Genomic DNA, 25,664 nt, shown 5'->3' on the forward strand with positions numbered 1-25,664 from the left:
ACGGATCGACACGCACGCTGGTTACGGGTTGCCTGGTCAGGCGGGGATGACGAGCGCAGGCACGTCGGGGTTGTGGACGATCTCGTTGGGCACTTTGAACAGGTCGATCATGTTGCCGCCCATAACCTTTCGCTGCCCTTCCTCGTCGAGTCCCTGCAGGTCGTCGATGAGGTGGGTCGGTTCGGCCAGCCCCTCGGGGTGCGGCCAGTCCGATCCGAAGATCACCCGGTCGACGCCGATGAGATCGGCCATCTGCTTGAAGTCGTCCTCCCAGAACGGTGCGACATACACCCCACGCTTGAACGCCTCGATCGGGTTCTCGGGGAACTCCTGCGGCATCTTCTTGTAGACGCCTTCGAACTGCTTGAACAGGTACGGCACCCAGTCGGCGCCATTCTCGATCGACAGGATCCGCAGGTCGGGATTGCGGGTCAGCGCGCCATGGCACACCAGCGCAGCCATCGAGTCCTCGATCGGGCGCTTGCCCATCGAGACCATCCGGAACGCGGTCGGTTTGAACGGCAGGTACTCGTCGGCGGGTTCCCAGTCGTTGAGGTACTCGGCGTAGCCCGAGTCCGAGGCGTGCATCGACACCGGGATACCGGCCTTGACGCAGGCGTCCCAGAACGGGTCGAACTCGGGCAACCCGAATGACCGCGTACCGCGCACACCGGGCACCGGCGCCGGGCGGACAAGCACGGTCTTGGCGCCGCGTTCCAGGCACCACTCGAGTTCCTCGAGCGCGCGGTCGACGATGCCGAGGTTGATCACCGGGGTGGAGAAGATGCGGTCCTCGTAGTTGAACTGCCAGGTCTCGTACATCCACTCGTTGAGCGCGTGGATCACGTCGAGGATCAGTTCCGGGTCGTCCTTCATCCGTTCCTCGACCAGGCTGGCCAGGGTCGGGAACATCAGCGAGTAGTCCAGGCCGAGGCCGTCCATGACCTCCAGGCGGGCCGCGGGTTCGCGGAACGCCGGGATCGCCTTCATCGGCTTGCCCATCACCTCGCGGAAGCTCTTGCCGCCGCTGCCGTGCTTGAAGTACTCCTCCTGCGCGCCGGGCCGGGCGACGACCTCGAAGGTGGGGTTCGGGATGTAGTCGCTGACCTGGTTGCGGACCATGATCTTGGTCCGGCCGCGCACCTCGATGTAGTCGATGACGTTCTTGCGATGGTCGGGCAGGAACTTGGTCAGCGCCTCTTTGGGCTCGTAGAAGTGGTTGTCGGCGTCGAACACCGGATAGGGAAGCTGGCGGGTCATTTGCGCCTCCTGGAAGTCTGCTTGGCGGCTGGTGGTAATGACATTACCACTTTCAGACCAGCAGAAACAGACGAGTCGGAGAGGATGCTTCTCACCGGTTTCCGTGCAGGTCAGGCCGGACCGGTCAGCCCGCTCAGGCAGTAGTCGTAGATGTCGTCGGCGGAGACCGGCACGCCGGTGAGTTCGGCGCCGAGCACCTGCAACCGGATCGCGCCCAGCGAGGACTGCATGATCAGCGCGGCGCGCGCGCCGACGTCGAGGTCGGACCGGAAGACGCCCTCGTCGATACCGCGGTTGATGATGTCCTTGATCAGCTCGTGCACCGGCGCGAGCACGCGGGCGTACTCGCGCGGCAGGAGTTCGGCGAGGCGGTCGTTGTAGTTGGTCAGCCCACGGTTGACCTTGTCCTGGGTCGTGGTCTCCGGTGGGGTGCAGACGCGGTCGATGAACACGCGCAGCGCCGCAGGCGCCGGCAGGCCCGCGGTGTCCTCGCGCCAGCGGCGCGTCGACTCGGACATGATCTTGTCGACGAGCGCGAGCAGCAGTTCGTCCTTGGTCGAGAAGTGCTGATAGAAGGACCGCAGCGACGTCTTCGACCGCTCGACGACCTCGAGCACGGTGAAGTCGGTGCGTCCGGTTTCGCCGAGGATCGCCAGCGCCGACTTCATGAAGCGTTTCGGCCGGGGGTCGGCGTCGTGGCCGGCGGCGGTCTCGGCCGTCGCGGCCCGCCCGCTCGGCTTGGACATGTGCGGCGCCTTCCGGTTCGAAGTTACTGGTAATGACGTTACCGCTTTTGCAGAAGCTCGGTTACTGTTCCCTGTCATGACGACTGACTCAGCGCAGAAGCAGTGGACCGTCGACACGCTGCTCGACCTGTTCGACGTCCGCCAGGACGGGGAGAACCGTTTCATCGCCGAAACCGGACCGGCCGGGGAGGAGGACCGGCAGGTCGTGGAGGGCACCCAGGTGCTCGCCCAGGTGATCGTCGCGGTGGCCAAACGGTTCGAGGGCAAGTCGGTGCGCTCCGCGTACGCGGTGTTCTCCCGGGCGGTGATGGTGGCCGCGGGTCCGCTCGAGTTGGAGATCGACGTCATCAACGAAGGCCGTTCGACCGCAACGGCTGTCGTCGCCGCCAAGCAGAACGGTAAGCGCTGCATCACGGTGACGGTGTTGACCGACGTGCCCACCGAGGACGTCATCCGGCACGCCGTCGCGCGCCCCGAGGTCAAGCCGCCCGCCGAGGCCAACGATGCGCATATGGCGATGACCGGGCGCGAGATCCGTCTCGTCGATGTCGTCGACGTCAACAGCCCCGACGAGGTCGGCCCGCCGGAACTGTACGCCTGGGTGCGCTACGACAAGACCCCCGACCGCGACGAGGTCGCCAAGGCGCTGGTCGCGTATCTGACCGGGCACCTGGGCATTTCAACGACGATGCGGGCACATGAGGGGATCGGCACCGCGCAGTCGCACGTCACGGTGTCGACGGCGCCGATGACGGTGTCGGTCAGCTTCCACGAGCCGTTCCGCTTCGACGGATGGCTGCTCTACAGCCATGAGAGCACCCAGGTCGGCGCGGGCATGTCGTATGTGCGCGGCACCGTGCACACCGAATCCGGTGAGCTGATCGCGTCGTTCACCCAGGACGCGTTGATCCGCCCGTTGCGCACCACCGACACGGCGATCAAAGAACAGTCCCGCCTGTAACCTTTTCTCCGCGAGCTTTTCTCCGCGAGCAGACGCGAAGTGCCCCATTTCCGCGGCGAAACAGGGCACTTCGCGTCTGCTCGCGGGGCTACTGGGTGGCCAGCCAGTCGTCGAAGGTGGTCGGTGCGATGCGAGCATTGTCGCCCGGCAGCAACACATTTCCGGCCATCGACGGGCCGAACATCCCCGACCATGTCGGCACCAGCTTGACCTGCCGGCCCCTGGCGGCCAGGGTGCGGCGGGCCATGTCGACCAGGTCCTGGGGTTCCGGGCCGGCGACGTCGACGTAGCGGCCCTGCGGCGGGCCCGTCGCGATCTCGGCGAGCACCTCGGCGATGTCGTCCGGCGCGATCGGCTGCACCAGCAACGGCGCGATGGTGGCCACCCCGTCCTGTTCGGTCCAGCCGGCGACCATCGCCGCGAAATCGTGAAACTGCGTGGCAGGCACCACAGTCCACGGCACAGCACCCTCGGCGACCAATCGCTCCTGCTCACGCTTACCGGAATAGTGGGCGTTGCCGTCGATACCGTGGATCCCGACGATCGACAGCAGTACGTGATGCCGCACCCCGGCGCGTTGCTCGGCGGCGAGCAGATTGCGCGTGGTGGTGCCGAAGTACTCGGTGGTCTGGTCCCGGTCGGTCGGCGGCGCGCTGACCGCGTCGACGACCGCCTCGACCCCGGTGAGCGCGGCGTCGAGACCCTCGCCGGTCATCAGATCGACACCCAGCGAACGGCTGATCGGCACGACCTCGTGGCCGTCGCGCTGCAGCGCAGCGACGGTGCGGCCGCCGATGTTTCCGGTGGCCCCTGCGACCGCGATCCGCATCGGTGCCCTCCTCGACTAGGGATGAACGCGCCCGATGGTATGGCCGACACCCGTTTCCGTGTCCGGTTTCGACAACGCGGTCGGCGCTAATGGGTGACATCCCAGCTGTGGTGCACGATGTCGTGCAGGTGGTAGATCGCGATCGTTGCGATCGTGAATTCGCTTCCGTTGCTGCGCAGACCCCGCCGGGACCACGCGTCGGCCGGGACGCTGTCGTAGGTGGCGGCGACCGCCGTCGCCGCGTCGTACAGTTCCACGGCGACGGTCGCGGGATCCTGCGATCCGTAGTCGTCGGCGCGGGCCGTCTCGTCCTGATCCCAGTTGGGAAACAGCGGGGCGTCCTCGGTGAGCATCAACCGCACCCGGTGCTCGAAGATGCGGTGCACATCGCGGATGTGGCAACCGTATTCGAGTGTCGACCACACCGTCGGGCGCGGCCGCACGCCGACATCGGCACGGTGCAGGCGCGGCACCCAGTCTTGCGCGTCGGCGCGGATACGTTGCGCGACTTCGGTGTGCGAAAGAAGCGAGGCGTCGAACCCGCACTCCGGGCACGGTTCGGCGAGCACCCAGGTCCAGTCCTTGGTGTCCGGTTCGATGGGCTGATCGGTCACGCTGTCAGTGTGGCAGCCCACTCGCGCAGCCGCCCACCGACGCAGGAGACGAAGCGCGCCGTTTCTAGCTCGCGGTCAGCGCGGTGCTGAGCACTTCGAGCGGGAGCCCGCCGAGGTCGAGTGCGCGGCTGTGGAACTCCTTGAGCGACCCGCCGCGCCGCAACGTCTCGTCGCGCAGCTGCTGCCAGATCCGCTGGCCGACCGCGTAGGACGGTGCCTGTCCCGGCCAGCCGAGGTAGCGGTCCAGCTCGAACTGCAGGTTCTCGTCCTTCATCGCGCTGTGCGACGTCAGAAAGTCCCAGGCGTGCTCGGCGTCCCACATCTCACCGTCGGGTGCGGTCATGCCGCAGTGCACGCCGATGTCGATCACCACCCGCGCGGCGCGGAATCGCTGGGCGTCGAGCATGCCGATCCGGTTGCCCGGATCGTCGAGCCAGCCCAGGTCGGCCATCAGCCGTTCGGCGTACAGCGCCCAGCCCTCGCCGTGCCCCGACACCCAGCAGCCCAGCCGCCGCCACCGGTTGAGCTGGTCGGCGAGCACCACCGCACGGCCGATCTGCAGGTGATGGCCGGGCACGCCTTCGTGGAACACCGTGGTGGTCTCCTGCCACGTGTGGAACGTGTCCACCCCGTGCGGCACCGACCACCACATCCGGCCGGGCCGGCTGAAGTCCTCCGACGGTCCGGTGTAGTAGATCCCGCCGGTGTGGGTGGGTGCGATGCGGCATTCGAGCCTGCGCAGCGGTTCGGCGATGTCGAAGTGCGTGCCGGCCAGCGACTCGACCGCACGGTCCGACAGGTCCTGCATCCAGGCCTGCAGCGCGTCCACCCCGTGCACGAGGTAGCGCTCCTCCTCGTCGAGGCGGCGTAACGCGTCAGCCACCGACGTACCGGGATAGAGCTGGTCGGCGAGGCTTTCCTGCTCGGCCACAATGCTTTCCAGCAGAGCGAGCCCCCACTCGTAGGTTTCGTCGAGGTCGATCGACGCGCCGAGAAAGGACCGCGAGCACAACCGGTACGTGTCGCGGCCCACCGCATCTTCGGTGCGTGCGTGCGGGGCGATCTCGTCGCCCAGGATCCGGCCGAGCTCCCGGTACGCGTTCGCGGCGTTGGCGGCGTGCTGCTGCAGTTCGTCGTGCAGCGCAGCGTTGTCGGTCGGCGCGCCGGTGACCATGTCCACCAGCAGGTGCTGGATGGTTGCGGCCTGGTCGATGCCGCGCACCACCTGGCGCACCGCGGGCGGGTCACCGGCGGTGACCGTCGCCCGCAATGCGTCGGCATAGCCCATGAGCCGCTCGGGTAGCCGCGACAAGCGCCGACTGATCACCGCCCAGTCGTCGACGGTGTCGGTCGGCATCAGGTCGAACACGTCGCGCATCGACTGCAGCGGGGAGGCGATCACGTTGATCTCCCCGACGTCGAGGCCGGCGTCGTTGAGATCGACGGTGACACCGAGGCGTTCGCGCATCGCCGCGATCGTCACCTCGTCGACGGCGTCCTCGGCGGTGACGGTGTCGAGTTCACGCAGCGCGGCGCGGGCGGCGTCGGCCCGTGCGGCGACGCCGTCGGGGGAGTAGTCGGTGATGTCCTCGTCGTGGCCGGTGATGCCCATTTCCGTTGCGGCGCAGGGGTCGAGGGCGGCGAACGTCTCGAGATAGCGCTCGGCGACGGCGTCGACGGCCGTCGGTGTCCTAGCCAAGGTTGTCGGTCGCGAATGTGTTGCAGGCGTTCGGGTCGCCGGTGCGGTAGCCCTCGGTGAACCACTTCTGCCGCTGCGCGGCCGATCCGTGGGTCCACGCCTCGGGGTTCACCTGCCCGGTGGCCTTCTCCTGGATACGGTCGTCGCCCACGGACGCCGCGGCCGACAGCGCGTCGGCGATGTCCTTGTCGGTCAACGGTTCCAGGAACGGCACGCCGGTGCTCTCCTGTTTGGTGATCGCCGCGTAGTGCGCCCACACCCCGGCGTAGCAGTCGGCCTGCAGTTCGGTGCGCACACCACCGCCGGTGGGGCCCGCCGCGCCGGGTCCCTGCGACTGCTTCAACGTGCCGGTGATGTTCTGGATGTGATGGCCGAACTCGTGCGCGACGACGTACTCCTGCGCCAATGGCCCACCGCTCGAACCGAATTCGTCCCGCAGGACGTTGAAGAAGCCGACGTCGAAATAGGCGGTCTGGTCAGCCGGGCAGTAGAATGGGCCGACGTCGCTGGTCGCCGCGCCGCATCCGGTGTCAACACTGCCAGTGAACAGGCGGACATTGGGGCGGGTGTAGTCCGGCAGCAACTGCGGCCATATCCCGTCGAGTGAGTTGCCGGTCGCCACCACCCGGCACTCGGCGATCTCGTTGGCGTCAGCGCCGGTCTTGCACTGGCTGAGGTCGAAACCCGGCGTCTCAGCGCCAGGTCCGCCGAGCTGACCCTGCTGTTGCGGCGGCATCACCGAACTGGGGTCCACGCCGAGAAACAGCGCCACCACCATGATCAGCAGCCCGCCCACACCGCCGCCGATCGCGATACCGCGTCCGGGGCCTCGTCCACCCCCGCTGGTGGAGGTGGTGCTGGTGTCGATCCGCATGCCCTCGTTGAAGGTCATGGCATCAGCTTCGCACACTACGATTTGGTCGTGGCAGTCGTTGTCGGACATTCGGCGGTTGTACACACACCGCTCGGCGACCTGCGCGGATCCACCGAGGGCGGGGTGAGCGTCTTTCGGGGTGTGCCCTACGCCGAGCAGCCGGTCGGCGAGCGCCGGTTTCTGGCGGCCGAACCGAAACGGCCCTGGACGGGTCTGCGCGACGCCGTCGAGCACGGGCCGCTGCCGCCGCAGGGCAAGTCGTTCGTCGGCGGCGGCCGCGACGATCCCAAGGTCCGCGACGAGGCCTGCCTGACGCTGACGGTGTGGTCGCCGGACACCACCGCGTCGCTGCCGGTGATGGTGTGGATTCCCGGTGGCGCGTTCGTGTTCGGCGCCGGGCAGTTCCAGCTCTACAACGGGTCGCGGCTGGCCGCCAACGGCAACGTCGTGGTGGTCAACGTCACCTACCGGATCGGGGTGTTCGGCGGCTTCGAGCTCGGCGACCTCGGTGAGGGCTTCGACGACAATCTGGCGCTGCGCGACCAGATGGCCGCGCTGCGCTGGATCCGCGACAACATCTCCGCCTTCGGCGGGGACCCGGACCGGGTCACCGTGTTCGGCGAGTCCGCGGGCGGCACCTCGGTGCTGGCGCTGTTGGCCTCACCGGAGGCCGACGGCCTGTTCAGCCGGGCGATCGCGCAGAGTCCGGCGCTGCCGCTGATCGCCGACCGCGAGGTGCGGGCCCGACAGGCCCACGAGTGGCTGCGCCGCCTCGGGGTGTCGGCCGCCGAGGTCAAGGGCCTGCCGCAGCGCGACTTGCGCCGCGCGGCGGGCACGCTGCAACTCGACAGCGCGGCCAGGACGCCGACGCTGGCGTACGGGCTGACGTTCGGCGTCGACCTGCTGCCGCGTCACCCCATCGACGCGGCCCGCGACGGCACCATGCGCCACATCCCGCTGATCATCGGCACGAACAGCCACGAGGCGTCGATGTTCGCCTGGACCAAACCGCCGATGCTGCCCACCACCCGCGCGACGGTGGACGCCTACTTCGAGCGGATCGGATCGGACGCCAAGGCACGGGTGCTGGCGGCGTATCCGGACTATCCGCGCAGACGGGCGCTCATCGCGTTCGGCTCCGACGTGATGTTCGGCGGGCCGGCGTGGGCGTTCGCCGACGCCTACAGCGGGTTGGCGCCGACGCACGTCTACCGCTTCGACCACGTCGGCTTGAGCCTGCGGATGCTCGGACTGGGCGCCACCCACGGCAGCGAGATCGTGCACGTCCAGCACAGCTACACCTCATACCTCGGGCGCAAGATGCACCCGCTGGGGCGGCGGTGGCAGCCCGCGGTCGGGCGACGCATGCAGCGGGCCTGGCTGGACTTCGCCGCCAAAGGCTGGGACGACGGCGAGATCCGGTGGTCCACCGGCCACGACTGGCCGACGTACGACACCGTCGACCGCTGCACCCGCATCATCCAGTCCACCCGCGACACCGTCGTCTCCGATCCCGACGCCGCACGCCGCGAGGCGTGGACGGGCCTCTACTGAGCCCCTTTTGCCGCGAAACGGTATTCCCGCAGCGAAAGTGCGAGAAGAGACCTGCGGGAACGCCGTTTCGCGGGTGATGAGGCTCAGCCGAACCGCTCGGCGGAGTAGTCGCGCAGGTTGTACAGGAATTTCTGGAACAGCCAGCCCATCACGGGCCGGCCGAGTGTCATACCCAGGCGGGCGGCGACGCCGCGGGGCTTCATCGCCATTACCCACGTCAGGTGGCAACCACGCGGGGTGCGCACCACGCGGTAGTCCTCGGCGAACGCCGCGATGCTTCCGGTCGAGGCCTGGTTGAACCGAAACGCCATGTGCGAGTACGGCTCCCACGCCAGGAACTCCTCGTCACCGACGATCCCGCCGCGCATCTTCACGGTGCGGGTGGTGCCGACGCCGCGGGGTTCGGCGCTGGTCCAGGTGACCTCGGTGATGACGCTGGCCCAGCGTGGCCACGACTGGGCGTCGGCGAGCACCTCGAACAGTTGCTCGGGGGTGATGGCGAGGTCGACGGTGCTGACGAAGCGGAAGGGTGCAGAGTCGACGAAATCCAGGCCGACGCGCTCGCAGGGCTGCATGGCCATACACAGTAGAGGACACTGTCTAGTCGAATTGGCTATCCGGGCCCGTCGCTCGCCGCCGCCAACAACGGGACGATGACGTCGCTGATCGGCGTCGCCAAGCCGTGTTCGGCGGCCTTGCGCGAGATCACGCCGTTGCGGATGTCCCACTCGAGCTGCCGGCCGGCCTGGCGATCGGTCAGGATCGACGTGGTGATGTCCTCCGGCGATCCGGCCAGCAGCCCCACGACGTCGTCGATGACCTCGTCGCCGAGTTGGGCGCCGTCGGCCCGCGCCACGGCCAGGCATTCGGCCAGATAGCGTCGCGCCAGCGCGGCGACGTCGTCGCGCCGAAACATGCCGGCCCGGCGCCCGGTGAGCACCATCAGCCCGACGACGGCATTCACCAGCAGCTTGTGCCAGGCGGCGCTGACGAAGTTGGGATCGTTCTCGACGGCGATCGCAGTGCCGGCGAACACGCCGGCCAGCGACCGGGCCGCCGCGGTATCCGGCAGCACCAGCCGCACCGACGTGCGCACCCGCACGGCGCCGTCGGCCGTCGGCTCGGCCGAGACCCACACCGCGGCCGGCACGACCGTCGAGCCGGGACAGAAGCGGCCGACGCGCTCGACCTGCTCGACACCGTTCTGCAGCGCGCACACCACGGTGTCCGGGCCGCACAGCGCCGCCAGCCAGGCCGCGGCCTGCTCGTTTTGGGTGTCCTTGACCGCGAGCAGCACGACGTCGGAGGTCGCGTCGATCCGGCCGGGATCGGTCAGCACGGGGCCAGGCACCGTGATCGGGTCCTCACCGTCGGGTTGGACGACGATCGAGTCGCGGGCCGTGCGCCCGCACAGGGTCACCTGGTGGCCCGCGGTGTGCAGCAGCGCGGCGACGGTGGCGCCGATCGCCCCGGGTCCGACGAGCGCGATTCGGGTGCGCATATCCGCAAAACTACCGGCGCGAACGCCCCCTCTACACTTGTGCAGTTGTCCCATCAGGCGATTCCCAGGAGAGTTTTCAGTGCTGCGCAGTCATGCCGCCGGAGCGTTGCGGCCCACCGACGCCGGTCAGAAGGTGACGCTGGCCGGCTGGGTCGCGCGTCGTCGCGATCACGGCGGTGTCATCTTCATCGACCTGCGCGACGCGTCAGGCGTGTCCCAGGTGGTGTTCCGCGAAGGTGACGTGCTCGCGGCCGCGCACCGGCTGCGCGCCGAGTTCTGTGTCGCGGTGACCGGTGTCGTCGAGGTGCGCCCGGAGGGCAACGAGAACCCCGAGATCCCCACCGGGCAGATCGAGGTGAACGCCACCGAGCTGACCGTGCTGAGTGAGAGCGCACCGCTGCCGTTCCAGCTCGACGAGACCGCGGGTGAGGAAGCGCGGCTGAAGTACCGCTACCTGGACCTGCGCCGGGAGGGCCCGGGGCAGGCAATTCGGTTGCGCTCCAAGGTCAATGCGGCCGCGCGCGAGGTGTTGGAGCGGCACGACTTCGTCGAGATCGAGACCCCGACGATGACGCGCTCGACACCCGAGGGCGCACGCGACTTCCTGGTGCCTGCCCGACTGCAGCCCGGATCGTTCTACGCGTTGCCGCAGAGCCCGCAGCTGTTCAAGCAGCTGCTGATGGTCGCGGGCATGGAGCGCTACTACCAGATCGCCCGGTGCTACCGCGACGAAGACTTCCGCGCCGACCGCCAACCCGAGTTCACCCAACTCGACCTCGAGATGAGCTTCGTCGACTCCGAGGACGTGATCGCCGTCGCCGAGGAGATCGTCGCCGCGCTGTGGCGGTTGATCGGCTACGACGTGCCGCTGCCGCTGCCGCGGATCACCTACGCCGACGCAATGCGCCGATTCGGTTCGGACAAACCGGATCTGCGGTTCGGGCTTGAGCTCGTGGAGTGCACCGACTACTTCGCCGACACCTCGTTCCGCGTGTTCCAGGCGCCCTACGTCGGGGCCGTCGTGATGCCCGGCGGCGCGTCGCAGCCGCGCCGCACCCTCGACGCCTGGCAGGAGTTCGCCAAACAGCGCGGCCACAAAGGTCTGGCCTATGTGCTCATCGCAGAGGACGGATCGCTGGGCGGTCCGGTCGCCAAGAACCTGTCCGACGCCGAACGCGACGGGCTGGCCGCGCACGTCGGCGCGTCACCGGGTGACTGCGTGTTCTTCTCGGCGGGCCCGGCCAAGACGTCGCGGGCGCTGCTGGGCGCGGTGCGCATCGAGGTCGCCAAGCGCCTCGACATGATCGACCCGAACGCGTGGGCGTTCACCTGGGTGGTGGACCCGCCGCTGTTCGAACCGGCCGACGACGCGACCGCCTCCGGTGATGTCGCCGTCGGGTCCGGCGCCTGGACCGCGGTGCACCACGCGTTCACCGCGCCCAAGCCCGAATTCGCCGACCGCATCGACACCGACCCGGGTGCCGTGCTGGCCGACGCGTACGACGTCGTGTGCAACGGCAACGAGATCGGCGGCGGCTCGATCCGTATCCACCGCCGCGACATTCAGGAGCGAGTGTTCGCGGTGATGGGTCTGGACAAGGCCGAGGCCGAGGAGAAGTTCGGATTCCTGTTGGAGGCGTTCACGTTTGGCGCCCCACCCCATGGCGGGTTGGCCTTCGGGTGGGACCGCACCACCGCGCTGCTGGCCGGCGCCGACTCGATCCGCGAAGTGATCGCGTTCCCGAAGTCCGGCGGCGGCGTCGACCCGCTGACGGGTGCGCCCGCCCCGATCACCGTGCAGCAGCGCCGCGAATCGGGCATCGACGCCAAGCCCAAGAAGGACGACTAGCTCGGCCAGTCGCACCCGGTCAGTTCGGCCGACAACGCCCAGAGCCGGCGTGCCGCGTCGGGGTCGACGGCCTTGCGCCGCAACCGCGTGACCTTCGGCCTGCCGAGTTGGTTGAACCGCGGCGCCAGATAGGTGCCGCTGGGCAGGTCGGTCGTCACCGCCTGCAGGCTCGCACGCGCACCCTGGGCGGGGGAGTGCATCAGCCGCCGGATCCGCGCGTGTTCGGCCATGTCGAGCGAGCGGGTGATGTCGGTGTCGGTGGCGCCGGGATCGGTCGCGTAGGCACGCACCCCGCGCCCAGCCAGCGCCGCGACGAACAACAGGTTGGCCAGCTTCGACTCGCCGTAGGCCGCCCAGCGGGAGTACGTGCGCCGCTCCCAATTGAGGTCCTCGAGATGCAGGCGGCTGAACAGGTAGGTCGCGCTGGCCACCGAGATGACCCGATTGGTGATCCGGTCGGCCAGCAGGCACGCCAGCGCGAAGTGGCCGAGATGGTTGATCCCGATGTGGGATTCGAACCCGTCGGCGGTGCGGGTCAACGGCACGGCCATCACGCCCGCATTGTTCACCAGCACATCGACGGACTCGACGGAGTCGGCGAACGCGCGCACGCTGGCGAGGTCGCCGAGATCGAGGGCGGCGACTGCGACCTCCCCGGGCATCTGCGCGGCGGCCTGCTGAGCCTTATCGACGTCGCGGCAGGCGATCACCACGCTGTGCCCGTCGGCGGCCAGCGCCGCCGCGGTCGCCTTGCCGACCCCGCTGTTACCGCCCGTCACGATCACCCGCATGGGCACAAATTATGCGGGGTGGGAATACGGCCGGTGTTCGCGGCACTTGTGGCTGCCATGACCGACATCAGCAACCTCAAAGAACTCAACGCCGGCATCGTCGCTGAATTCCGCGCCAACGGCGGCAAGGTGGGTGGCCCGTTCGAGGGCGGGCACATCCTTCTGTTGCACACCACCGGCGCCAAGTCCGGTCAGCCGCGCCTCTCGCCGCTGGCGTACTTCCCGCTCGGCGACAAGATCTACATCGTCGGGTCGTTCGCCGGCGCCGACAGGGACCCGGCCTGGGTGCACAACCTGCGCGCCAACGCCCGCGCGCACATCGAGGTCGGCACCACCGACTACGACGTCACCGCGCACGAACTCCCTCGCGACGAACGCGACGCGCTGTATCCGAAGCTCGTCGAAGCCGCACCGGTGTTCGGCGAATATCAGGCCAAGACGAGCCGCATCATCCCGATCTTCGAACTCGCCAAAGCGTGATTTCGGTGCGCTGCCAGTCGCTCGGCGATCGGCAGCGCACCGAAACCGCCCGGAACTCAGACGCGTTCGATGATCGTGGCGTTGGCCATGCCGCCGCCCTCGCACATCGTCTGCAACGCGTAGCGGCCGCCGCGCTGTTCGAGCGCGTTGACCAACGTCGTCATGATGCGGGCGCCGCTGGCGCCCAGGGGGTGCCCGATCGCGATGGCGCCGCCGTTGACGTTCGTCTTGGCCAGATCGGCTCCGGTGTCGTGCGCCCAGGACAGCACGACGGGCGCGAACGCCTCGTTGACCTCGAACAGGTCGATGTCGGCGAGCGTCAACCCCGCGCGCTGCAGCACCTTCTGGGTCGCCGGGATGACACCGGTCAGCATGTACAGCGGATCGGAGCCGACGACGGTCATCGAGTGGATGCGCGCCAGCGGCCGCAGACCCAGCCGCGCGGCCACCTCGCTGGTGGTGATCAGCAGCGCCGCGCTGCCGTCCGACAGCGGCGACGCGTTGCCCGGCGTGATCCGCCAGTCGATCTGCCGGAACCGCTGCTCGTAGGCCGGGTTGTAGAACGCCGGCTTGAGCGCCGAAAGCGTGTCGACGGTGGTGCCCGGCCGGATGATCTCGTCGGTGGCCAGCCCGGCGATCGGAGCCAACTCGTTGTCGAAGCGGCCCTCCTTCGTCGCCGTCGCGGCCTTCTCGTGGCTGCCTGCCGAGAACTCGTCGAGCTGCTGGCGGGACAACCCCCACTTCGCCGCGATCAGCTCGGCGCTGATGCCCTGCGGCACAAGGCCTTCGGGGTAACGATGCGCCATCGCGCCGAACGGGTCGGAGCCGGGCAGCACGTTCGATCCCATCGGAGCCCGCGACATCGACTCCACACCGGCCGCGACCACGATGTCGTAGGCGCCCGAGATCACACCCTGGGCCGCGAAGTGGATGGCCTGCTGGCTGCTGCCGCACTGCCGGTCGATCGTGGTGCCGGGCACCGACTCCGGGAAGCCGGCCGCCAGCACGGCGTTGCGCGCGATGTTGACCGATTGATCCCCGACCTGGGTGACCGCACCGGCGATCACGTCGTCGATCTGAACCGGATCGACCCCGGTGCGCGCCACCAGTTCGGTGAGACTGTGTGCGAGCAGGTCGACGGGCAGCACGTCGTGCAGCGCGCCGCTGGCCTTGCCCTTCCCGACCGGGGTGCGTACGGCTCCCACGATGACCGCGTCACGGCCTGAATATGCCGACATTGCTGCCTCCTCGACTCAACTCTGAGTAAATCCTTCTATACCCAGCTATAGCACTCTGGGTATAGGTGGAACAACTCAGAGGTAGGGTGAATTCCATGACTGTCCTGCAGGGCCGCCTCGCCAACCGCGATGCCTGGTCGGCGATCGGTGAGTGCCCGATCGAGAAGACGATGACGGTGCTGGGCACCAAGTCCGCCATGCTGATCATGCGCGAGGCCTACTACGGCACCACCCGCTTCGAGGACTTCTGGCGTCGGGTCGGGATCACCAAAGCCGCTGCGGCCGCGCGTCTTTCCGACCTCGTCGAGGCGGGCCTGCTCGAGCGCCGCCCCTACCGGGAACCCGGTCAGCGCAGCCGCGACGAGTATGTGCTCACCGACGCCGGCACCGAGTTCATGCCGGTGGTCTGGGCGATGTTCGAGTGGGGCCGGCGCCACCTGCCCAACCGCACACCGCTGCGACTGGCGCACCGCGACTGCGGCGCCGAGGCCACGGTCGAGGTCGTGTGCGCCGACGGGCACCGCGTGCCGCCCGAGGAACTGGCGGTGCGGCTGACCCGGTGACGTTCAGCCGGCCAGAAACGCCTTGGTCAACGCCTTGGGCGCCTGCGACAGCCACGCCTCGGTGACGAGTTCGGTCAGCTCGTCCACGCCGATCGCGGCCAACCGGACCAACACGATCGGGTAGCCGTCGAAGTGCGGTGTGGTGAAGTACACGCCGGGATCGTCGTTGAGCAACGCGAACTTCACGCCCTCGTCGGCGACCCGGACACCGACGATGTCCCCGGTCGGTGCATCGGCTCCCAGCGCCGCGTGATCGGCCTTGCGCAGCGGCCGTTCCCACACGACCAGCTTCTTGCGCACCCGCCAGGTCCGCGGGGAGGTCTCGCTGGTCTCCGGTAGTCCGGCCGCGATCCGACCGACATCAGTCCAGGTGGCCACCCGACCAGTCTGGCACCGGCGGTTTACCGCGCGGCCAAATCGGCTATCTCCGCGCGGCGCACCCACAGAAGGGCGGGACCGTGTCCAACGACAGCCAACGCCAACTCGGCGAATCCGACAGCCCGATCGAAGACGAACTGGAAACCGCCTTCCGGCGGATGGTCGACGAAGGCACTCAGCGGCTGCACCGCACCTGGCGCGAAGTCCTCGTCACCGGCTTCTTCGGCGGCACCGAGGTGGCCGTCGGCGTGCTGGCCTACCTGTCGGTGCTGCACGCCGGGGGGAACCAGCTCGTCGCCGGCCTGGCCTTCTCGGTCGGTTTCCTGGCGCTGTTGTTGGGCCGCAGCGAATTGTTCACCGAGGGGTTCCTGGTGCCGGTCACCACGGTCGCCGCCAAACGGGCCGGGCCGGGACAGCTGATGAAGCTGTGGGGCGGAACGCTGGCGGCCAACCTGGCCGGCGGCTGGGTCCTGATGTGGCTCGTGATGACCGCGTTCCCGAAACTGCACGAGCAGACCATCGAATCGGCCGCCCACTTCGTCACCGCGCCGCTGTCTATGGAGACCGCGGCACTGTCGGTGCTGGGTGGCATGGTGATCACGCTGATGACCCGCATGCAGCACGGGACCGACGCGGTGTTCGGCAAGATCGCCGCTGCGGTGGCGGGCGCGTTCGTGCTGGCCGGGCTGGGGCTGTTCCACTCGGTGCTCGACTCGCTGCTGATCTTCGGTGCGCTCGACACCGGCGTCGCCCCGTTCGGCTACCTCGACTGGCTGTCGTGGTTCTGGTGGACCACCGTCGGCAACGTCGTCGGCGGTCTCGCGCTGGTGACGTTGCTGCGCCTGCTGCGCAGCAAGGACCGCATCGAGGAGGAACGCAGCCATGCCGAACGCGACGAACCGGTGGATTGACTGACACTGCACACGCGCACACCTTGTGGTGGGATCTCCGGTTATGGGGATCGCGGCGGCGCCAGAGCATCGCACCGGTGACCCCTCCGATCCGCTGGTGGAGGCCGGATCACGACGCGGTCGCCCCATCGAGGTGATCGGACTCGCACCCGGCATCCTCGACCTGCGGCGAGTGCGTACCGTTCTGCACTGATGGCACTACCGGCACCCAACGCGCCTGACGACCTGCTGGGGCGCTACCGCACCGCGCGGACCCAGCAGGCGCTGTTCGACGTGCGTTCCAGTGCGGGCAGCGGGTACGACGAATTCGTCGACGCGGCAGGAGAGGTCCGCCCGGCCTGGCAGGAGCTCGCCGATTGCGTCGCGGACCGCGGGCGCAGCGGGCTCGACCAGCTGCGCGGCGTGGTGCGCAGCCTCGTCGACAACGACGGCATCACCTACATCCAGGTGGGCAGGCACGGGTCGGTCCTCGGTCAGGCCTCCACCAACGGTCACGGCGCGGCCGAACCGGGCCCGTGGCACCTCGACGCCCTGCCGCTGGTGCTCTCCGCCGAGGACTGGGCGACGCTGGAATCCGGTCTGCTGCAGCGCTCCCGGATTCTCGACGCGGTCCTCACCGACCTCTACGGCGCGCAGCGCTCGATCACCGGCGGCGTGCTGCCTGCGCCGCTCCTGTTCGCCCATCCCGGATACGTGCGGGCCGCCCGCGGCATCGAACTGCCCGGCAGGCACCAACTGTTCCTGCACGGGTGCGACGTCAGCCGCGCGGCAGACGGCGGTTTCCGGGTCAACGCCGACTGGACCCAGGCGCCCTCCGGTGCGGGGTACGCGCTGGCGGACCGGCGCGTCATCGCGCACGCGGTGCCCGAACTCTACGAACGGATCGGGCCGCGGCCCGCGTCGCCGTGGGCGCAGGCACTGCGGTTGGCGCTCATCGACGCCGCGCCGGAGTCGGCCGAGGAACCGGTGGTCGTGGTGCTGAGCCCGGGCATCCACTCCGAGACCGCGTTCGACCAGGCGTACCTGGCCAGTGTGCTGGGTTTCCCGCTGGTCGAGAGCGCGGATCTGGTGGTGCGCGACGGCAAGCTGTGGATGCGTTCGATGGGCACACTGAAGCGGGTCGACGTGGTGTTGCGCCGCATCGACGCCGAGTTCGTCGACCCCTTGGACCTTCGCGCCGACTCGCGACTCGGGGTGGCCGGGCTGGTCGAGGTGCTGCGGCGCGGAGCCGTGAGCGTCGTCAACACGCTCGGCAGCGGCATCCTGGAAAGCCCCGGGCTGCAACGGTTTCTGCCCGATCTCGCCCAACTGCTGCTCGGTGAGGCCCCGGAGCTGGCCGGCCCGCCGATGTACTGGGGCGGCATCAACACCGAACGCTCGCACATCCTGAACCACCTGCCGCGGTTGCTGATCCGGCCCGTCACCGGCGGACCGACGATCGTCGGCCCCTCACTGTCGAGCGTGCAGCGCGAGGACGTCGCCGCCCGCATCCAGGTGGCGCCGTGGCAGTGGGTCGGCGAGGACCTGCCCCAGTTCTCCTCGGCGCCAACCGCGCAACGCTCCGGCGGCCTGTCCGCAGCCGATGTCGGGTTGAGGTTGTTCACCGTCGCCCAGCGCGGCGGATACGCGCCGCTGGCCGGTGGGCTCGGGTACCTGCTGGCTCCCGGCGACGCCGCCTACACCCTGAACACCGTCGCGGCCAAGGATGTCTGGGTTCGTGCACCGTCGCGGGTCGGGGTGGAGTGGACGCCGCCGGTCGACCTGCCCGCGATCACCCCCAGCCCCACCAGGGCGGTCAGCTCGCCGCGGGTGCTGTCGGACCTGTTCTGGGCCGGCCGGTACGCCGAACGCGCCGAACACATGGCCCGGCTGCTCACCGTCACCCGCGAGCGCTACCACGAATTCCATTACCGCCGAGAGATGGACGGCAGCGAATGCGTACCGGTGCTGCTGACCACGCTCGGCACGATCACCGGCACCGACACCGGCGCCGACGGTGACCACGCCGAGATGGTGGCCACCGCACAGTCGACGCTGTGGTCGCTGACCGCCGACCGGCAGCGGCCCGGTTCGCTGGCCCAGTCGGTCGAGCGGCTCGGTCTGGTCACCCGCGCGGTGCGCGACCAACTGTCCAACGACACCTGGATGGTGCTGGCGGCGCTGGAGCGTGCGCTGCTGAGTTCACCTGGCGCACTGCCTGATTCGCAGGCCGACGGTGAGGCGTTCCTGTCGGCGACCTGCAACCTGGCGCTGGCCGGCATGCTCGCGCTGTCCGGGGTGGCCGCCGAGTCGATGATCCGCGACGCCGGCTGGACGATGATGGACATCGGCAAGCGGATCGAACGCGGCCTGAACCTGACCGCGCTCCTGGGCGCGACGCTGACCACCGTGCGCAGCCCCGGTGCCGAGCAGACGATCACCGAGTCGGCGCTGGTGGTGCTGGAGTCCTCGGTGATCTACCGGCGGCGCATGCTCGGCCGCGTCGACGTGTCCGCGGTCGCCGACCTGGTGCTGTTCGACGCCGACAACCCCCGCTCGCTGGCCTATCAGCTGGACCGGCTGCGCGCCGGGCTCAAGGCGCTACCCGGGTCGTCGGGTTCGTCGCGCGCGGAGCGACTGGTCGACGACATCGGCACCCGGCTGCGGCGCCTCGATCCCGACGATCTCGACGACGTGGTCGACGGCCGACGGGTGGAATTGGCCGCCCTGCTCGACGGGATGCACCGCGACCTTCGCGAACTGTCCGCCGTCATCACCGCCACGCACCTGTCGCTGCCCGGTGAGATGCAGCACCTGTGGGGACCCGACGAACGCCGGCTGGTGCCATGACCCGTACCTACCGGATCGCGCACCGCACGGCGTACCGCTACAGCGACGATGTCACCTCCTCCTACGGTCGCGGGTTCCTCACCCCGCGCGACTCGGCGCGCCAACGGTGTCTGTCGCACGAGTTGGTGGTCGATCCGGTCGCCGCCGACAGCTCCACGAGCCGCGACGTGTACGGCAACGTCAGCTCCTATTTCCATGTGACCGAACGGCACCGCGAACTGACGGTCAGCAGCCGGGCCGTCGTCGAGGTGGACCCGCCACCGCCGTCGCTGTACGGCGCCGGGTCGGCGCTGGCGCCCTGGGAGATCGCCCGCCCCGTCGGGGTCGACGGCGCGCTGGCCACCGAGTTCACGCTCGACCTTCGGCCGCCGGAGATCACCGACGCCGTCCGTGATTACGCCGCACCGAGTTTCGTGCCGGAGCGGCCGCTGATCGAGGTACTGGCCGATCTGACGCACCGGATCTTCACCGACTTCACCTACCGGTCCGGGTCGACAACGGTGTCCACTTTGGTCAGCGAGGTTTTGGCGGTGCGGGAAGGGGTATGTCAGGACTTCGCACGGCTGGCCATCGCCTGCCTGCGCGCCAACGGGTTGGCCGCCAGTTATGTGTCGGGCTATCTGGCGACCGATCCGCCCCCCGGGAAGGAACGCATGATCGGAATCGACGCGACCCACGCCTGGGCCGCGGTGTGGACGCCGCAGAACCAGTGGCTCGGACTGGATCCCACCAACGACCAGATGGTCGACGAGCGGTACATCACGGTCGGTTACGGTCGCGACTACGCCGACGTTCCGCCGTTGCGCGGCATCATCTTCACCAACTCCGACCGCAGCGTGATCGACGTCTCGGTCGACGTCGAACCCTTCCCGAGTGTCGAAGGGGGAGTGCGGCATGCGTGACTTCCAGTGCCCCAACTGCGGACAGCGCCTGGCGTTCGAGAACTCGCTGTGCCTGTCGTGCGGGCGGCCGCTGGGCTTTTCGCTCGAGGACATGGCGCTTCTGGTCATCGCCACCGGCGAGGAACAGGACCAGGCAGGCTTCATCGACGGCGACAAGTACCAGTTGTGTGCGAACATGCATCTGGCCGAATGCAATTGGCTGGTCGGAATGCAGACCGTGCACAAGTTGTGCCCGGCGTGCACGCTGACCAGGACCCGGCCCCGCGACGACGACACCAAGGCGCTCGCGGCGTTCGCCGAGTCCGAGCGGGCCAAGCGGCGGCTGCTCGCCGAACTGCACGAACTCAAGCTGCCGATCATCGGCCGCGACGAGGACCCTGACTACGGCCTGGCGTTCGACCTGCTGTCGAGTGAGCAGGAGAAGGTGTTCACCGGCCACCAGAACGGTGTCATCACACTGGATCTCGCCGAGGGTGACGACGTGCACCGCGAACAGTTGCGCAAGGCGATGGACGAGCCGTACCGCACGCTGCTCGGACACTTCCGCCACGAGATCGGCCACTACTATTACTACCGGCTGGTGAGCGTCTCACCGGACTACGACGGACAGTTCCGCGAGCTGTTCGGAGACCCCGACACCGACTACCAGGCGGCGCTGGACCGCCACTACAACGACGGCCCGCCCCCGAACTGGGAGCAGAACTTCGTCTCGTCGTATGCCACCATGCATCCCGCCGAGGACTGGGCCGAGACGTTCGCGCACTACCTGCACATCCGCGACACTCTCGACACCGCCGCGGCGTTCGGATTTGCGCCCGCGTCGGCGACGATCGAACGGAAAGTGCTCGGGCCCAGTGGGTTCGACACCATCATCGATCAGTGGCTGCCGCTGTCGTGGGCGCTGAACATGATCAACCGGTCGATGGGCAAGGCTGATCTCTACCCGTTCGTGCTACCGCCACCGGCGCTCGACAAGATGCGGTTCATCCACACCATCGTCGACGACCTCTGAGCAATTGTGGCGAGCGTGCGGGTCTGCACCCGGACACGCCGCAAAATCTCGACATTCACGCACGCTCGTCCGGGCGTGAGCGCTGCAGTCCGGTCGACAACAGTTCACGCGCTTCGGCACCGCCGTCGAACGCGCGGGTGCGCCGCGCCACGATCCGCCAGCGACCGTCGCCGCGCCGCAAGCGGAAGTGGTTGGCGCCCGCGCGCCAGACGGCGAATCCGTCGCCCTTGCGCGTCACCAGGACGGACTCACAGACCGCCACCGCATCGTCACCGTCGACGGTGACCACGGCAGGTCCCAGAAAGTGGCAGCACCCGGCCTCGATCAAACCCCGGTGGGCGTCCGAGCGCACCATCGCGGCCACCTCGGCACGGCTGGACATGAACCAGCCCTCCACGTCGTAGCTCCCGTCGACCGCCCACAGGTCGGCGGCCGCGTCGGCGTCGCCGGCATCGACGAGGGGACCGTAGGAGGCGATCATCCGCTCGATCTCGCGTTCGTCTTCGATGCGCCGCAACCTTCGCTCGAGGTCGGCGATCCGCTGATCGGTCATCGGGTGCCCCTCTCGCCCAACAGTTTCTGCATGAAGCGGTGTGTACCGAGCACCACCTTGGCCCGGTCCGGATCGTTACGCCGCGCCACGTCCTCGGCGTTGCCGCCCGCGACGAACACCGGGCCGTTCGCCAACTGCTGCAAACCTTCCCGTGCGACATCGGCGGGCTCGGCGACCCGCATGCCGGGCACATCGAAGTTCAACCCGACCCGCTGCATCGCCGGTGTGCGGGTCACGCCCAGCACGAGTTCGAGCACGTGCACGTCGTACTCGCGCAGTTCGAGCCACAGGCTCTCGGCGAACATCCGCCCGAACGCCTTGACCCCGCTGTAGACGGTGTGCCGCATCGATCCCAGATAGCCGGCCATCGACCCGACCATCAGGATCCCACCGCGCCTGCGGTCACGCATCGGCCGGCCGAAGTGCTGGACCATCGCCAACATCGTGCCGATGTTCAGATCGACCACACGCTGGAAATCGTCGAGCGGCGCGTCGAGGAAGTGCTCACTGCAGGTGTTGGCGCCGGCGTTGTAGACCAACAGGCCCACCTCGACGTCGGCGGTGATCGCGCTCACCTGTGCGAGCGCGTCGGGCGACGTCAGGTCCAGCGCGAGGGTCCGCGCCTCGACGCCGGTGCCCCGGCACGCCTCGGCGGTCGCCTCCAGCGGCCCGGGCTTGCGGGCGATGAGGACCAGGTGGATGCCGGCGTCGGCGAGCTGGCGGGCGAACTCGGCGCCCACGCCTTCGGAGCCGCCCGCGATCACCGCAAAGGGGCCGTAGTGGAAGAGTTCGCTCACGCAGGCGATTGTGTCCGACCGGCCACCGATTCGTGAAAAGCGGGCGTGACGACGCGCTCGACCTGCCGGGCCGCGGCGAGCAACTGCTCGTCCTCACCTTCGGGCAGCGAGAGCAGCAACCCCACCGTCGACGACCCGTCGCCCCGGCGCAGCGGCACGCTGATGCCGCAGGTGCCGAGCACGCTGAGCACCATGGTCGTTCGCAGCGTCGACGCGTTGGCGGCGTCGTAGCGCGACGGCGAGGCCCGCAACTCGTCCACCCGGTGCGGCTCGTGGCGAACGGTCGGACACAGCAGCAGCGCGCCGTCGAGGTCTCGACGCAGCCGGCGTCGCAGCGCCGGCATCTGCGCCCGCACCCGCGCGACCGACCGATCGACGTCGCGGTTGGCGAGCAACCGCCGCCGGGTGGCGTCCTCGATGTCCGGGGAGGACGCCAGCCGGCGGTAGCGGCGGTACGCGTCGGCACCGACGATGGTGCCGTGAATATCCGTGAGCCGCTGCGCATCCCGAAGCGACGGCACCGTCACACAGTCGATCCGGACGCCGGCGGCGGACAGCGCATCGACCGCCGCGTCGAACAGCTCGCGCACACCGGCGGTGGCTTCGACGACCCACTCGCCGCGCGGCACCACGGCCCGGAACTCCCGGCCCGGGCGCCGACGGCCGGGAGCGAGCAGACCGTCGAGCATCACGACGTCATCGACGGTGCGGGCGAGGATTCCGACGCGGTCGAGTGCCGGCGAGAGCGGGAGGTGATCGGGGCGGCCGTACCGGCGGCGGCTTGCCCGGAAGCCGACGCATCCGCAGAACGCCGCCGGCACCCGGACCGACCCGGAGGTGTCGGTGCCGATCGCGAGCGGTGCGACGCCGGTGGCCACGGCGACCGCCGATCCCGACGATGAGCCCCCGGGCACCAGGGCGGCGTCGTTCGGGTTGGCCGGGGTGCCGAAGGTCTCGTTGATCCCCAGCCCCGAGAACGCGAGTTCACTCGTGTTCGCCTTTCCGACAACGACGAGTCCCGCAGCCCGGGCGCGGCGGACGATTTCGCTGTCCGCCGCCGCGGGTGGGCGGCGTGAGAATCGTCGCGAACCGCCGGTGGTCACGGTGCCCGCGACGTCGAACACGTCCTTGATCACCAGCGGAACCCCGTCGAGAACACCGGTGGGCGAACCATTCTGGCGCCGTGTGTCGCTGGCATCGGCGTCGTGTGCTGCCCGCTCGGTGGTGGTCGTGATCAGCGCCGCACGCGCAGCCGGCCGGCTTGCCGCAATCAGCGAGCGCTGCAGCAGCTCCCGCGCCGAGACCCTGCCGTCGGCGAGGTCGGCCGCCATCTGCTGTGCGGTCACGCCGGGATCCGCGGGGAGGCACCGGCGGCCGACGTGTCGGCGAGCGCACGGCCCCGGGTCTCTTCGCCGAGCAGCACGGTGACGACCAGTCCGACCACGTTGACGGCTGCGAGCAGCCACATCACACCGCCGAGGCCGGTGCCGGTGAGCACCAGCGGCAGCACGAAGGTGCTGATGGCCGACCCGACCCGGCTGATGGCGACCACGGTTCCGGTCGCGGTGGCGCGGACCGGGGTCGGGAACAGTTCGTTGGGGTAGATGATCTCGATGAAGTTGCAGGCACCGGAGGTGACCGCGTACACGGCGAGCGCAGCGAACAGCAGCACCGCGGGTGCCGACGGATTGACCGCCATGAACGCGAACGCGATGCTCATGATCGCGAATGTGTAGATCAGCAGCGGCTTTCGCCCGATCTTGTCGACCAGCAGCAGACCGGGAACGCCGCCGACGAGGAACAGTGTGCTGATCACGAGTTCGGCGAGGTAGATGTTGTGCTCGGCGATACCGATCTCGGCGATGATGTCGGGGCCGAACGTGTACACGGCGAACAACGGGATCACGTGGGCGGAGAAGAAGACGCCGACGAAGATCACCCGGCGCAGGTAGACGCCGCGGAAAATCGTCGAATAGCGGGTGGGCGCGACTTCGCCCGGGTTCGTCATGAGGCCGGCGATGCCGGCCAGGTCGGCGTCGGGTCCCCACACCTGGCGGCACACCTGCAACGCCTGGTGCTCCCTGCCCTTGCTCAACAGCCAGCGCGGTGACTCCGGGGTGCCCGCCCGCAGGATCAGCGTGATCAGGCCGAACACCGCCGGGCTGGCCAGCATGTAGCGCCAGGCGTCGGGACCCAGCGTAGACAGCACCCAGCCCGCGGCGGCGGCCGCGGCGGCGCCGGCCGCCCATACCACGAACAGCGAGCCGAGCAGCCGCCCCCGGTATCGGCTCGGAACAAACTCTGTCAGAAGCGAACTCGCGATCGGATAGTCCGCGCCGATCGCGACCCCGAGGATGAACCGCAGCAGCACCAACTGCCAGACCTCGGCCACGAACGCCGACGCGATCGACACCACCACCAGCATCAGCAGGTCCGCGATGTACATGACCTTGCGGCCGATCCGGTCGGTCACATATCCGAAGACCAACCCGCCGAAGAAGATACCGATCAGCGCGGCCGCGCCGGCCAGGCCGACGTCGACGGCGTCCATGCCCAGTTGCGCTTTCATGGACACGAACGCGATTCCGATGATCGTCAGCGCGTAACCGTCGAGGAAGGGTCCGCCGGCCGAGTAGAGCGTCAGTCGCTTGTGGAACGCGGTCAGCGGACCGTCGTCGATGATCGAGGACATGAGACTCCTATCGGGTCGGGATGGTGATCGGGTCGATGCGGGCGAAGCCCGCCGCGGTCCGTGCGAGCGGATCGGTTTGCGCCACATCGATTCGGCCGTTGGCGTCGAGGACGTGACTGGCGATGTGGAAAGCCACCACCTCGCCGATGACGAGGCGATCGCTGCCGGGCCGCAGCGTGGTGTGCAGCCGGCACTCCAGGCTGACCGGTGACTCACCGACACGGCACGGCCGGACGAGGCGGGACGGGACCGGTGTCAGGCGGGCGAGCGCGAACTCGTCGACGTCCGGGCCGAAGTCGTGGCTGGTGTGATCGACGGCGGCGGCGTAGCTTGCCGGGGCAGTGTTGACGACGAACTCGCCGGTCGCCTCGATGTTGGCCGCGCTGTCCTTGGGGCGGCCGTCGGGATGGAACTCCAGGCTGAGCAACACCATCGGCGGCGACGACGACACCACCGTGAAGAAGCTGAACGGCGCGAGGTTGTTCACGCCGTCGACGCTTCGGGTCGAGGTCCAGGCGATGGGCCGCGGAACCACGCTGGCCTTCAACAACCCGAAGGTCTTGGCGGGGCTGAGGTCGCGGGGGTCCACGAAGAGTTGGTCCGTCGCGTGCATCCGGGCTCCTGGGCTGAC

The 25,664-nt window shown here is 68.9% G+C and carries 25 protein-coding genes; 9 read left to right on the top strand and 16 right to left on the bottom strand.

Annotated features, from left to right (window positions below; all coding sequences use genetic code 11):
- Window positions 1-36 precede the first annotated feature (36 nt).
- Window positions 37-1,260 carry an amidohydrolase family protein gene (locus tag BHQ18_RS02640; RefSeq protein WP_069412035.1) on the bottom strand — a complete coding sequence of 408 codons (1,224 nt, stop codon included), beginning with the start codon at window positions 1,258-1,260 and terminating at the stop codon, window positions 37-39.
- 110 nt (window positions 1,261-1,370) lie between these two features.
- Window positions 1,371-2,006, bottom strand: coding sequence for a TetR/AcrR family transcriptional regulator (locus BHQ18_RS02645; RefSeq protein ID WP_069412036.1), 636 nt, complete (start codon window positions 2,004-2,006; stop codon window positions 1,371-1,373).
- 76 nt (window positions 2,007-2,082) lie between these two features.
- Here BHQ18_RS02645 and BHQ18_RS02650 point away from each other — a divergent pair, with 76 nt between their 5' ends.
- Window positions 2,083-2,967, top strand: coding sequence for an acyl-CoA thioesterase (locus tag BHQ18_RS02650; RefSeq protein ID WP_069412037.1), 885 nt, complete (start codon window positions 2,083-2,085; stop codon window positions 2,965-2,967).
- Between the two features lie 88 nt (window positions 2,968-3,055).
- Here the strand turns inward: BHQ18_RS02650 and BHQ18_RS02655 are convergent, their stop codons facing one another.
- The 4 genes from BHQ18_RS02655 to ypfJ form a co-directional block, all read right to left on the bottom strand.
- Complete coding sequence (locus tag BHQ18_RS02655) at window positions 3,056-3,796, bottom strand: SDR family oxidoreductase (protein ID WP_069412038.1); 741 nt, start codon at window positions 3,794-3,796, stop codon at window positions 3,056-3,058.
- Window positions 3,797-3,882: 86 nt separating this feature from the next.
- Window positions 3,883-4,410, bottom strand: a complete 528-nt coding sequence (locus tag BHQ18_RS02660) for a DinB family protein (RefSeq protein ID WP_069412039.1) — start codon at window positions 4,408-4,410, stop codon at window positions 3,883-3,885.
- A gap of 64 nt (window positions 4,411-4,474) precedes the next feature.
- Window positions 4,475-6,109: a DUF885 domain-containing protein gene (locus tag BHQ18_RS02665; protein WP_069412040.1), complete on the bottom strand. Its 1,635-nt coding sequence runs from the start codon at window positions 6,107-6,109 to the stop codon at window positions 4,475-4,477.
- Window positions 6,102-7,001, bottom strand: a complete 900-nt coding sequence (ypfJ, locus tag BHQ18_RS02670; RefSeq protein ID WP_069412041.1) for a KPN_02809 family neutral zinc metallopeptidase — start codon at window positions 6,999-7,001, stop codon at window positions 6,102-6,104. The genes BHQ18_RS02665 and ypfJ overlap by 8 nt, the downstream gene beginning before the upstream one ends.
- Window positions 7,002-7,031: 30 nt before the next feature.
- Here ypfJ and BHQ18_RS02675 point away from each other — a divergent pair, with 30 nt between their 5' ends.
- On the top strand, window positions 7,032-8,537 hold the full coding sequence (locus BHQ18_RS02675; protein WP_069412336.1) for a carboxylesterase/lipase family protein: 1,506 nt from the start codon (window positions 7,032-7,034) through the stop codon (window positions 8,535-8,537).
- Window positions 8,538-8,620: 83 nt separating this feature from the next.
- Here the strand turns inward: BHQ18_RS02675 and BHQ18_RS02680 are convergent, their stop codons facing one another.
- Window positions 8,621-9,118: an SRPBCC family protein gene (locus BHQ18_RS02680; RefSeq protein WP_069412042.1), complete on the bottom strand. Its 498-nt coding sequence runs from the start codon at window positions 9,116-9,118 to the stop codon at window positions 8,621-8,623.
- Between the two features lie 32 nt (window positions 9,119-9,150).
- On the bottom strand, window positions 9,151-10,038 hold the full coding sequence (locus tag BHQ18_RS02685) for an oxidoreductase (RefSeq protein ID WP_069412043.1): 888 nt from the start codon (window positions 10,036-10,038) through the stop codon (window positions 9,151-9,153).
- 79 nt (window positions 10,039-10,117) lie between these two features.
- Here BHQ18_RS02685 and aspS point away from each other — a divergent pair, with 79 nt between their 5' ends.
- Window positions 10,118-11,887: an aspartate--tRNA ligase gene (gene aspS, locus BHQ18_RS02690; RefSeq protein WP_069412044.1), complete on the top strand. Its 1,770-nt coding sequence runs from the start codon at window positions 10,118-10,120 to the stop codon at window positions 11,885-11,887.
- Here aspS and BHQ18_RS02695 read toward each other — a convergent pair.
- Complete coding sequence (locus BHQ18_RS02695; RefSeq protein ID WP_069412045.1) at window positions 11,884-12,678, bottom strand: SDR family NAD(P)-dependent oxidoreductase; 795 nt, start codon at window positions 12,676-12,678, stop codon at window positions 11,884-11,886. The two genes, aspS and BHQ18_RS02695, sit on opposite strands and share 4 nt — an antisense overlap.
- A 57-nt stretch (window positions 12,679-12,735) precedes the next feature.
- Between BHQ18_RS02695 and BHQ18_RS02700 the strand changes: the two genes are divergently transcribed.
- Entirely contained in the window at window positions 12,736-13,158 is a 423-nt protein-coding gene (locus BHQ18_RS02700; protein ID WP_069412046.1) for a nitroreductase family deazaflavin-dependent oxidoreductase, read from the top strand.
- Window positions 13,159-13,214: 56 nt separating this feature from the next.
- Here BHQ18_RS02700 and BHQ18_RS02705 read toward each other — a convergent pair whose 3' ends face one another.
- Complete coding sequence (locus BHQ18_RS02705) at window positions 13,215-14,396, bottom strand: thiolase family protein (protein WP_069412047.1); 1,182 nt, start codon at window positions 14,394-14,396, stop codon at window positions 13,215-13,217.
- 95 nt (window positions 14,397-14,491) lie between these two features.
- Between BHQ18_RS02705 and BHQ18_RS02710 the strand changes: the two genes are divergently transcribed.
- Window positions 14,492-14,959 carry a winged helix-turn-helix transcriptional regulator gene (locus tag BHQ18_RS02710; protein ID WP_069412048.1) on the top strand — a complete coding sequence of 156 codons (468 nt, stop codon included), beginning with the start codon at window positions 14,492-14,494 and terminating at the stop codon, window positions 14,957-14,959.
- Between the two features lie 3 nt (window positions 14,960-14,962).
- Here the strand turns inward: BHQ18_RS02710 and BHQ18_RS02715 are convergent, their stop codons facing one another.
- Window positions 14,963-15,337 (bottom strand): MmcQ/YjbR family DNA-binding protein, encoded by a 375-nt coding sequence (locus BHQ18_RS02715; RefSeq protein ID WP_069412049.1) that lies wholly within the window; start codon window positions 15,335-15,337, stop codon window positions 14,963-14,965.
- 80 nt (window positions 15,338-15,417) lie between these two features.
- On the opposite strand from BHQ18_RS02715, the gene BHQ18_RS02720 reads away from it, so the two are divergent.
- The 4 genes from BHQ18_RS02720 (at window position 15,418) to BHQ18_RS02735 (ending at window position 20,991) form a co-directional block, all read left to right on the top strand.
- Complete coding sequence (locus BHQ18_RS02720) at window positions 15,418-16,248, top strand: formate/nitrite transporter family protein (protein WP_069412050.1); 831 nt, start codon at window positions 15,418-15,420, stop codon at window positions 16,246-16,248.
- A 192-nt stretch (window positions 16,249-16,440) separates the two neighbouring features.
- Complete coding sequence (locus BHQ18_RS02725; protein ID WP_069412051.1) at window positions 16,441-19,077, top strand: circularly permuted type 2 ATP-grasp protein; 2,637 nt, start codon at window positions 16,441-16,443, stop codon at window positions 19,075-19,077.
- Complete coding sequence (locus tag BHQ18_RS02730; RefSeq protein ID WP_069412052.1) at window positions 19,074-19,979, top strand: transglutaminase family protein; 906 nt, start codon at window positions 19,074-19,076, stop codon at window positions 19,977-19,979. The genes BHQ18_RS02725 and BHQ18_RS02730 overlap by 4 nt, the downstream gene beginning before the upstream one ends.
- Complete coding sequence (locus BHQ18_RS02735; protein ID WP_069412053.1) at window positions 19,972-20,991, top strand: zinc-binding metallopeptidase family protein; 1,020 nt, start codon at window positions 19,972-19,974, stop codon at window positions 20,989-20,991. The genes BHQ18_RS02730 and BHQ18_RS02735 overlap by 8 nt, the downstream gene beginning before the upstream one ends.
- 55 nt (window positions 20,992-21,046) lie before the next feature.
- Here BHQ18_RS02735 and BHQ18_RS02740 read toward each other — a convergent pair whose 3' ends face one another.
- The 5 genes from BHQ18_RS02740 to BHQ18_RS02760 are packed head-to-tail and all read right to left on the bottom strand — an operon-like array spanning window position 21,047 to window position 25,646.
- A complete protein-coding gene (locus BHQ18_RS02740) occupies window positions 21,047-21,544 on the bottom strand; it encodes a nuclear transport factor 2 family protein (protein ID WP_069412054.1) in 498 nt (165 codons plus the stop codon).
- The gene (locus BHQ18_RS02745; protein ID WP_069412055.1) at window positions 21,541-22,341 is read right to left on the bottom strand and encodes an SDR family NAD(P)-dependent oxidoreductase; all 801 of its coding nucleotides are present in this window, start codon (window positions 22,339-22,341) and stop codon (window positions 21,541-21,543) included. The genes BHQ18_RS02740 and BHQ18_RS02745 overlap by 4 nt, the downstream gene beginning before the upstream one ends.
- Window positions 22,338-23,687 carry an amidase family protein gene (locus tag BHQ18_RS02750; protein WP_084293854.1) on the bottom strand — a complete coding sequence of 450 codons (1,350 nt, stop codon included), beginning with the start codon at window positions 23,685-23,687 and terminating at the stop codon, window positions 22,338-22,340. The genes BHQ18_RS02745 and BHQ18_RS02750 overlap by 4 nt, the downstream gene beginning before the upstream one ends.
- Window positions 23,684-25,033, bottom strand: a complete 1,350-nt coding sequence (locus tag BHQ18_RS02755) for an MFS transporter (protein ID WP_069412056.1) — start codon at window positions 25,031-25,033, stop codon at window positions 23,684-23,686. The genes BHQ18_RS02750 and BHQ18_RS02755 overlap by 4 nt, the downstream gene beginning before the upstream one ends.
- Before the next feature lie 7 nt (window positions 25,034-25,040).
- On the bottom strand, window positions 25,041-25,646 hold the full coding sequence (locus BHQ18_RS02760) for a flavin reductase family protein (RefSeq protein WP_069412057.1): 606 nt from the start codon (window positions 25,644-25,646) through the stop codon (window positions 25,041-25,043).
- Between the last annotated feature and the right edge of the window lie 18 nt (window positions 25,647-25,664).

Origin of the sequence: Mycolicibacterium flavescens (assembly GCF_001722335.1) — a bacterium.
In the GTDB taxonomy this organism is placed as follows: domain Bacteria; phylum Actinomycetota; class Actinomycetes; order Mycobacteriales; family Mycobacteriaceae; genus Mycobacterium; species Mycobacterium flavescens.